The 487-nt window shown below is 43.5% G+C and carries 2 protein-coding genes; both read left to right on the forward strand.

Annotated features, from left to right (window positions below):
* A partial coding sequence (locus A3762_RS25685) for an amino acid--tRNA ligase-related protein (protein ID WP_304439269.1) occupies positions 1–152 on the forward strand: 152 nt, incomplete at its 5' end.
* A partial coding sequence (locus A3762_RS05695; RefSeq protein WP_156493268.1) for a DUF3080 family protein occupies positions 139–487 on the forward strand: 349 nt, incomplete at its 3' end. The genes A3762_RS25685 and A3762_RS05695, both read left to right, overlap by 14 nt.

Consider the following 487-nt stretch of genomic DNA (forward strand, 5'->3'; position numbering starts at 1 on the left):
ATGTACCGTATGATAAGAATCTTGTAAGTGCATTAGCTTCTGGCTTACCTGAGTGTTCTGGCGTTGCACTTGGTGTTGACCGTTTGTTGATGCTCAAGCTGAAAGTCAGTTCTATTCAAGAGGTGTTGAGCTTTCCCATTGATCGCGCGTAATTCTGAACTTCGGAACCTATACAAAGCCAAGTTTTTTGGCGTCGTCATCGTTGTTCTCTTTTCATTGTTGTTGAGTGCTTGTGGCTTTAGTTCAGCGAGTCATGGTGAGCAAGTGTTGGATAACTATCAGGCTCGATTAGAAAATGTGTTTGCGGACATCTCTGACGCGGGTGAAATTCAAACGCAAGACTTCAATACATTGTCGGTTCCGACACTTCCACAGAAGCCACTAGTTCAAGCATGGCAAGCTCAATCATCAGAAAGTATCGATATTCTGGACTTTATGAGCCTGTATGGATGTCGATTACAAGAAACCGTTGCCCAAGCAAATTCCA

It is taken from the genome of Oleiphilus sp. HI0125 (assembly GCF_001635355.1).